Origin of the sequence: uncultured Amaricoccus sp. (assembly GCF_937858865.1) — a bacterium.
Lineage (GTDB): Bacteria > Pseudomonadota > Alphaproteobacteria > Rhodobacterales > Rhodobacteraceae > Amaricoccus.
In genome coordinates, this window is record NZ_CALLYO010000330.1 from 1 (window position 1) to 7,888 (window position 7,888).

Here is a 7,888-nt window from a genome sequence, read left to right on the forward strand (position 1 = left end):
ACCGCCCCCTCGCTCGTCATCATCACCGCGGTGATGCTGATCCCGCTCGTCGTCGGCATCTCCTACGCCTTCCGCGACGTGCAGATCCTCAACCCCTTCTCCGGCGGCTTCATCGGGCTCGACCACTTCCGCGCGCTCCGCTCCGACACCGCCTTCCTCGGGGCGCTGGTCAACACCTTCTGGTGGACCTTCCTCACCGTCCTCATCCAGCTCGTCTTCGGCCTGATCCTCGCGCTCCTGCTCGACGTCCCCTTCCGCGGCCGCGGCCTCGCCCAGGCCCTCGTCTTCCTGCCCTGGGCCGTGCCGACCTTCCTGACCGGCCTCAACTGGGCCTGGCTCTTCAACCCGACCATCGGCCCGCTGCCGCACTGGCTCTACGCCCTCGGCCTCCTCTCCGCCCCCGACAACATCCTCTCCGACCCCGACCTCGCGCTCTGGGGCCCGATCGCCGCCGCCGTCTGGTGGGGCATCCCCTTCTTCGCCATCACCCTGCTCGCCGCCCTCCAGTCGATCCCCGGCGATCTCTACGAGGCCGCCGCCATCGACGGCGCCAACCCCTTCCAGCGCTTCCTCTCGATCACGCTGCCCTTCCTCGCGCCGGTCATCGCCATCACCGTCCTCCTGCGCACGGTCTGGGTGGCGAACTTCACCGACCTCATCATCGTGATGACCGGCGGCGGCCCGGCCGACCGCACCCAGACGGTGGCGAGCTACATCTTCACCCAGGCCTTCAAGCGGCTCGACTTCGGCTACGCCTCGGCCATCTCGCTCGTGCTCCTCTTCCTCCTCCTCACCTACGCGCTGCTGATCCTGCTGATCCGCCAGCGCCTCATCGACCGGGACAAGTGACATGCGCGTCCTCGGCACCCTCTCGCACCGCCTGGCGATCCTCGCCTACGTCGGCTTCGCGCTCTTCCCGCTCTTCTGGCTGGTGAAGGTCTCGGTCACCCCCAACGACCTCCTCTACAGCGAGGGCGTCCGGCTCTGGCCGTCGCGGGTGACCTTCGACCACTTCCGCTTCGTCCTCGCCCACTCGGACTTCCCGCTCTTCTTCCGCAACAGCCTCGTCGTCTCGCTCTCGACCGCCGTCATCTCGACCGCGCTGGCCGCGCTCGCCGGCTACGCCCTCTCCCGCTTCGCCTTCCGCGGCAAGCTCTGGGTCGCGGGGCTGCTCCTCGTCACGCAGATGTTCCCGCTCGTCATGCTGATCGCGCCGATCTTCAAGCTGCTCTCGCCGCTCGGCCTGACCAACAGCCTGACCGGGCTCGTCATCGTCTACGTCGCCTTCAACGTGCCCTTCGCCTGCTTCCTGATGCAGTCCTTCTTCGACGGCATCCCGCGCGACCTCGAGGAGGCGGCGATGATCGACGGCGCCAGCCGCTTCACCGCCTTCCGCCAGATCATCGTGCCGCTGACCCTGCCCGGCATGGCCGCTACCCTCGGCTTCGTCTTCACCGCCGCCTGGAGCGAGATGATCTTCGCCCTCATGCTCATCTCCTCGAACGAGAAGTCGACCTTCCCCGTCGGCCTTCTCTCCTTCGTCTCCAAGTTCTCCGTCGACTTCGGGCAGATGATGGCGGCGGGCGTCCTCGCGCTCATCCCGGCCTGCGCCTTCTTCCTCCTCATCCAGCGCTACCTGGTGCAGGGCCTGACCGCCGGCGCCGTGAAAGGATAGCCCCATGGCCACCATCGACATCCGCGCCGTCACCAAGGCCTACGGCCCCAACCTGCCGGTGCTGCAGGGCATCGACCTCGCGATCCGCGACGGCGAGTTCATCGTCCTCGTCGGCCCCTCGGGCTGCGGCAAGTCCACGCTCCTGCGCATGATCGCCGGGCTCGAGGGCATCACCAGCGGCACCATCGCGATCGACGGCCGCGTGGTGAACGACGTCGCCCCCAAGGCCCGCGACATCGCCATGGTCTTCCAGAGCTACGCGCTCTACCCGCACATGACCGTCGCCGACAACATGACCTACAGCCTGCGCCTGCGGCGCGCGCCCAAGGCCACGATCGGCGAGAAGCTCCGCGCCGCCTCGGCCAAGCTCGGCCTCGACGAGTTCCTGGCCCGCAAGCCCAAGGCCCTCTCCGGCGGCCAGCGCCAGCGCGTCGCCATGGGCCGCGCCATCGTGCGCGCGCCCAAGGCCTTCCTCTTCGACGAGCCGCTCTCGAACCTCGACGCCCGCCTGCGCGAGCAGATGCGCGCCGAGATCAGGAAGCTCCACGCCGGCCTCAAGGCGACCTCGATCTACGTCACCCACGACCAGGTCGAGGCGATGACGCTGGCCGACCGGATCGTCGCCATGCACGGCGGCAGCATCCAGCAGATCGGCAGCCCGCTCGACCTCTACGACCGCCCCGCCAACCTCTTCGTCGCCGGCTTCATCGGCTCGCCGGGGATGAACCTCGTCCCCGGCACCTGGGACGCCGAGGCCCGCGGCGTGCGCATCGGCGAGGGCGTGCTGCTGCCGGTCGGCCGCAGCGCCCCGGTCGCCGAGGGCGCCAAGGTGACGCTCGGCGTGCGCCCCGAGCACGTCCGCCTCGCCCCCGACGCCCCGCTCCGGGCGCCGGTCGAGCTCGTCGAGCCAACCGGCCACGGCATCATCCTGCATCTCCTGCTGCAGGGCCGGCCCTTCCGGGCGCTCACCCACGACCGGGGCTATCTCGCGCCGCCCCCGGCCATCGGCCTCGAGCTGCCGCCGGAGGAGATCCACCTCTTCGACGAGGCCGGCGACAGGATCGAGTGACCGTCACTCCGCCGAACGCCCCGCCCCCCCGGCGTCAACGAGACAATGCTTCGGTCCTGTCCCGCGCCCCCGTTAACCTCTGGCCCCGGCCGCAATTCGTATGGCCGCTTTCCAGCCTCCTTCCAGCCGCATTCCAGTCCGCCCAAGTCGCTGTTAACACGACCGGAATTCCCCTCGACCCCGATCAGCGCCGCCCGCCGACCTCGTCGATGTGCTCGAGCAGATCCGCCGGATCCTCGAACACCCGGATCGCCCCGCCCTCGCGCAGCTCCTGCGCGCCGTAGCCCCCGCTCAGGAGCCCGACCCCGAGCGCCCGGCACCTCACCGCCGCCAGCATGTCCCAGACCGCATCGCCCACCACCACCGCCGTCTCGATCGGCACCCCGAGCCTGGCCGCAGCCGCGACGAAAAGGTCCGGATCAGGCTTGGCATAGCGCACCTGGTCCCGCGTCACGACCGGATTGACCGTCGGATCGACCCCGAGCGCGGCGAGGTTCACCGCCGCCGTCTCCATCCGCCCGCTGGTCGCGATCGCCCAGGGAATGCCGGCGTCCGTCAGCCAGGCGAGCAGCTCCCGCGCCCCGGGCAGCGGCCGGATCTGCGCCCCGAGACCCTTGTAGGCCTCGGCATGCGCCGCCCTGAGCGCGGCCACCCGCTCGGGGCTGATCTCGGCATGGATCTCGCGCAGAAGCTGGTTGGTGAAGAGCCCGCCGCTCATGCCGATGCGCCGGTGGATGCGCCAGACCGAGAGCTCGATCCCCTCGGCGTCGAGCGCCTGCTTCCAGGCGAGGACGTGCTGGTAGACGCTGTCGACCAGCGTCCCGTCGAGGTCGAAGAGGAAGACCGGCTCGATGCGCATGCTTGGAACCCCCTTGCCCGCACCTCACACCTTTCCACGCGGCCCGGCAAGGCCGCGCTCCCGTCAGCGTCCCGTCAGCGGCCCCGTGGCATGGTGCGGCCATGCTGCGCCTCATCTTCCTCTGCCTCGCCTTCTGGGCTCCGCCGGCCGCTGCCGGGCTCGACGACATGACCCGCGCGCGCGAGGCGCTCGAGCGCGACGAGGTGCTGCCGCTCGCCACCATCCTCGGCATGGTCCAGGAGAAGATCGACGCCCGCGTGATCGAGGTGGAGTTCGAGGAGGAGAACGGCCAGTATATCTACGAGTTCGAGCTCATCACCCCGGACGGTCGCCTGCTCGAGGCGATCGCCGACGCGGTGACGGGCGAGATCCTCTCGATCGGCGAGGACGTGGAAGACTGATGCGGGTTTCCTGATGCGTGCCTTGGCGGTCGAGGACGACCCGCGCATCCTGCGCGACCTCTCGGCGGCACTCGCGAGCGCTGGCTTCCGGGTGGAGACCTGCCGCGACGGCGAGGAGGCCTGGTTCCTCGGCGATACCGAGGACTACGACCTCATCGTGCTCGACCTCGGCCTGCCGCGCATGGACGGGCTCGCCGTGCTCAAGCGCTGGCGGGCCGGCGGGCGGGAAATGCCGGTGCTGGTGCTGACAGCCCGCGGGGCCTGGACCGAGCGGGTCGAGGGCATCGACGCCGGCGCCGACGACTATCTGCCCAAGCCCTTCCACATGGAGGAACTCGTCGCCCGCGCCCGCAGCCTGGTGCGGCGCGCCGCCGGCCGCGGCGCCGCCACCCAGCAGGTCGGCGCCCTCGCGATCGACGCCAACCGGATGACCGCCTCGCTGCGCGGCGTGCCGCTCGCGCTCTCGCCCCTCGAGTACCGGCTCCTCGCCTATCTCGTGCTGCACCGCGACCGGGTCGTCGCCCCGACCGAGCTGCTCGAGCATCTCTATGGCGACGACGACGCCCGCGAGGCGAACGCGCTCGAGGCGCTCGTCGCGCGGCTCCGCCGCAAGCTCGGGGCGGGGGTGATCGGCACCCGCCGCGGCTTCGGCTACTTCCTCGAATCTGCCGACAGGTGAAGCTCGATTCGATCCGGCTCCGGCTCGTCGCGGCCGGCGGAGCTGCGGTGGTCCTCTCGCTGGCGCTCGCCGCGGCGGGGCTCGACTTCCTCTTCGAGCGCCACGTCCGCCGCCTCGCCGTCGTCGAGCTCGCCGCCGACCTCGACCAGCTCGCCGCCGGCCTCGAGGAGGATGCCGCCGGACGCCTCGTCATGGTGCAGTCGCCGACCGACCCCCGCTACGGCCAGCCGCTCTCGGGCCTCTACTGGCAGGTCGACAGCCCCGACGAACGGCTCGCCTCGCGCTCGCTCTGGGACAGCGCGATCGTGCTTCCGGGCCCCGACCCGCGCGACGGCCGGCCGCACCAGCACATCGCCGCCGGGCCGGGCGGCGGGAGCCTCCTCGTGCTGGAGCGGACGGTCTTCGCCCCGCGCTTCGGCCCGGACGGGGTGCGCATCATGGTGGCGCTGCGCAACGACCAGCTCCGCTCCGCCGCCCGTGCCTTCGTGCGCGATCTCGCCCCCTGGCTGGCCGGCCTCGCCGCGCTCCTCATCGTCGGCGGATGGGTGCAGGTCGTGGTCGGCCTGCGCCCGCTCGCGACGGTCGGGGCGCGGGTGGCGGCGATCCGCTCCGGCGCCGCCGCCCGCCTCGGCGAGGACTTCCCGATCGAGGTCCGCCCGCTCGCCGCCGAGGTCGACGCGCTGATCGCGGCGCGCGAGGACGAGACGCGGCGCGCCCGCACCCGCGCGGCCGACCTGGCGCACGGGCTGAAGACGCCGCTCCAGGCGCTGATCGGCGAGGCGGAGCGGCTGCGCGCCGCCGGGGCCGTCGAGGCGGCGGACGGCATCGAGGAGATCGCCGGGGCCATGCGCCGCCACGTCGACCGCGAGCTGGCCCGGGCGCGCATCGCCTCTGCCGGGCACGCCGTCTCCTCGGCCCCCGCCGCCGTCATCGGCCGCCTCCTCGCCGTCATCCGCCGCACCGAGCAGGGCGCGCGCATCGCCTGGGAGGTGAACGCCCCGCACGAGATCCGCGCCCGCATCGACGTCGACGACCTCACCGAGGCACTCGGCGCGCTGCTCGACAACGCCGCCCGCCATGCGGCGGAGCGGGTGGCGGTGACGGTGCGGCGCACCGGGGAGACGGTCGAGATCACCATCACCGACGACGGCCCGGGGATCCCCGAGAGCCGGATCGAGGAGCTCACCGCCCGCGGCGCCCGCCTCGACACCACCGGCCCCGGCACCGGCCTCGGCCTCGCCATCGCCCAGGACATCGCGGACGCGGCGGGCGGCAGGCTGACGCTCGCCAACGCCGCCCCTGGCCTCACCGCCACGCTCTCCCTCCCCGCCGTTCCCGCCTGACGCCTTCCTGACGGCCGGCGTCAGACCGGCGTCAGGGGTCGCCGTGCAGAAGAAGGCCCGTGCCGGACAGCATGGTGCGTCCCGGCGGAATCGGAGGGCTTGGGCCTTATGGCAAGGATTACCGGAACGAACGGCGCAAACACGCTGCGCGGCACCACGCTCGCGGATACGATTCGCGGCCTCGGCGGCAACGACTGGATTTCCGCCGGCGCCGGCAACGACGATATCGACGGCGGCAGCGGCAGCGACAGGATCTACGGCGGCGAGGGTCACGACGAGATCGACGGCAACAGCGGGAACGACTGGATCAAAGCCGGCACCGGCAACGACGAAGTCGACGGCGGCAGCGGTCACGACACGATCTTGGGCGAAGACGGTCACGACGAGATCGACGGCGGCGGCGACAACGACTGGCTCTCGGGCGGCAACGGCAACGATGAAGTCGACGGCGACAGCGGCCACGACACGCTGTACGGCGATGCCGGCCACGATACGCTCGACGGCGGCAGCGGCAACGACCGGCTCTACGGCGGAACGGGCAACGACCGGATCGAGGGCGGCAGTGGCCACGACACCATGTACGGCGGCTCGGGCGCCGACGTCTTCGAGTTCGAGCGCGGGGACCGCGGCAGCGACCGGATCAAGGACTGGCAGGACGGCATCGACCGGCTCGACATCGAGGACTTCAACCTCTCACTGTCGCAGGCGCGGGCGGCCGGCAAGCAGGTCGGCAGCGATGTGCGCTTCGACTTCGACGGCAGCATCGTGGTGATCGAGGACGCGAAGCTCGCGGCCTTCACGGCCGACGACTTCATCCTCTGATCCGGCGCGAGGGGCGGTATTACCCCCGCCCCTCGCGTTGGCCCTAGCCTCTGGCCAGCGGCCGCAGGATGCCCTATTCCCGGGCTCTCGCATGACCCCGGGGCCCGCATGGCACGCATCCTCATCACCTCCGCGCTCCCCTACATCAACGGGGTCAAGCACCTCGGCAACCTGGTTGGCAGCCAGCTCCCGGCCGACGTCTACGCCCGCTACGCCCGCGCCCGCGGCCACGAGGTGCTGCTGATCTGCGCCACCGACGAGCACGGCACGCCGGCCGAGCTCGCCGCCGCCGAGGCCGGCGAGCCGGTCGCCGACTATTGCGCCCGGCTCTGGCAGGTGCAGAAGGACCTCGTCGACGGCTTCCGCCTCTCCTTCGACCACTACGGCCGCTCCTCGAGCCCGGAGAACCACGCCCTCACCCAGCATTTCGCCGGTCGCCTCGCCGACAACGGCCTCATCTCCGAGGTGGCCGAGCGGCAGATCTACTCCGCCGCCGACGGCCGCTTCCTCCCCGACCGCTACGTCGTCGGCACCTGCCCGAACTGCGGCTATCCGCGCGCCCGCGGCGACCAGTGCGAGAACTGCACCAAGCAGCTCGACCCCACCGACCTCATCGAGCCCCGCTCCGCCATCTCGGGCTCGACCGACCTCGAGATCCGCGAGACCCGGCACCTCTACCTGCGCCAGAGCCTGCTGCGCGACAGGCTGCGGGAGTGGATCGTCTCGAAGACCGACTGGCCGGTGCTCTCGACCTCGATCGCGCTCAAGTGGCTCGACGACGGCGAGGGGCTGCAGGACCGCTCGATCACCCGCGACCTCTCCTGGGGCATCCCGGTCCGCCGCGGCGACGAGCCCTGGCCGGGCATGGAGGGCAAGGTCTTCTACGTCTGGTTCGACGCCCCGATCGAGTATATCGGCGCCACCGCCGAGTGGGCGCATGCGAACGGCCTCGGCGAGGCGGGCTGGCGGCGCTGGTGGCGGACGGACGAGGGCGCCGGGGACGTGCGCTACGTGCAGTTCATGGGCAAGGACAACGTCCC

General features: G+C 71.4%; 9 protein-coding genes. 8 read left to right on the top strand and 1 reads right to left on the bottom strand.

The annotated features are described in order from the left end of the window. The 3 genes from Q0112_RS09330 to Q0112_RS09340 form a co-directional block, all read left to right on the top strand. Positions 1 to 849: carbohydrate ABC transporter permease (locus Q0112_RS09330; protein WP_297974346.1), on the top strand; the 849-nt coding region annotated here is incomplete at its 5' end. Between the two features lies 1 nt (position 850). Continuing rightward, on the top strand, positions 851 to 1,675 hold the full coding sequence (locus Q0112_RS09335) for a carbohydrate ABC transporter permease (RefSeq protein ID WP_297974349.1): 825 nt from the start codon (positions 851 to 853) through the stop codon (positions 1,673 to 1,675). A 4-nt stretch (positions 1,676 to 1,679) separates the two neighbouring features. Continuing rightward, complete coding sequence (locus Q0112_RS09340; protein WP_297974351.1) at positions 1,680 to 2,744, top strand: ABC transporter ATP-binding protein; 1,065 nt, start codon at positions 1,680 to 1,682, stop codon at positions 2,742 to 2,744. 184 nt (positions 2,745 to 2,928) lie between these two features. Here the strand turns inward: Q0112_RS09340 and Q0112_RS09345 are convergent, their stop codons facing one another. Further along, positions 2,929 to 3,603, bottom strand: coding sequence for an HAD family hydrolase (locus Q0112_RS09345; RefSeq protein WP_297974353.1), 675 nt, complete (start codon positions 3,601 to 3,603; stop codon positions 2,929 to 2,931). 101 nt (positions 3,604 to 3,704) lie between these two features. Here Q0112_RS09345 and Q0112_RS09350 point away from each other — a divergent pair, with 101 nt between their 5' ends. The 5 genes from Q0112_RS09350 to Q0112_RS09370 form a co-directional block, all read left to right on the top strand. Beyond that, on the top strand, positions 3,705 to 4,004 hold the full coding sequence (locus Q0112_RS09350) for a PepSY domain-containing protein (RefSeq protein WP_297974356.1): 300 nt from the start codon (positions 3,705 to 3,707) through the stop codon (positions 4,002 to 4,004). A 13-nt stretch (positions 4,005 to 4,017) separates the two neighbouring features. Next, the gene (locus Q0112_RS09355) at positions 4,018 to 4,683 is read left to right on the top strand and encodes a response regulator transcription factor (protein ID WP_297974358.1); all 666 of its coding nucleotides are present in this window, start codon (positions 4,018 to 4,020) and stop codon (positions 4,681 to 4,683) included. Beyond that, positions 4,680 to 6,026, top strand: coding sequence for a HAMP domain-containing sensor histidine kinase (locus Q0112_RS09360; RefSeq protein ID WP_297974360.1), 1,347 nt, complete (start codon positions 4,680 to 4,682; stop codon positions 6,024 to 6,026). The genes Q0112_RS09355 and Q0112_RS09360 overlap by 4 nt, the downstream gene beginning before the upstream one ends. Positions 6,027 to 6,134: 108 nt before the next feature. Next, positions 6,135 to 6,848 (top strand): calcium-binding protein, encoded by a 714-nt coding sequence (locus Q0112_RS09365; protein WP_297974363.1) that lies wholly within the window; start codon positions 6,135 to 6,137, stop codon positions 6,846 to 6,848. A 108-nt stretch (positions 6,849 to 6,956) separates the two neighbouring features. After that, a partial coding sequence (locus tag Q0112_RS09370) for a class I tRNA ligase family protein (protein ID WP_297974365.1) occupies positions 6,957 to 7,888 on the top strand: 932 nt, incomplete at its 3' end.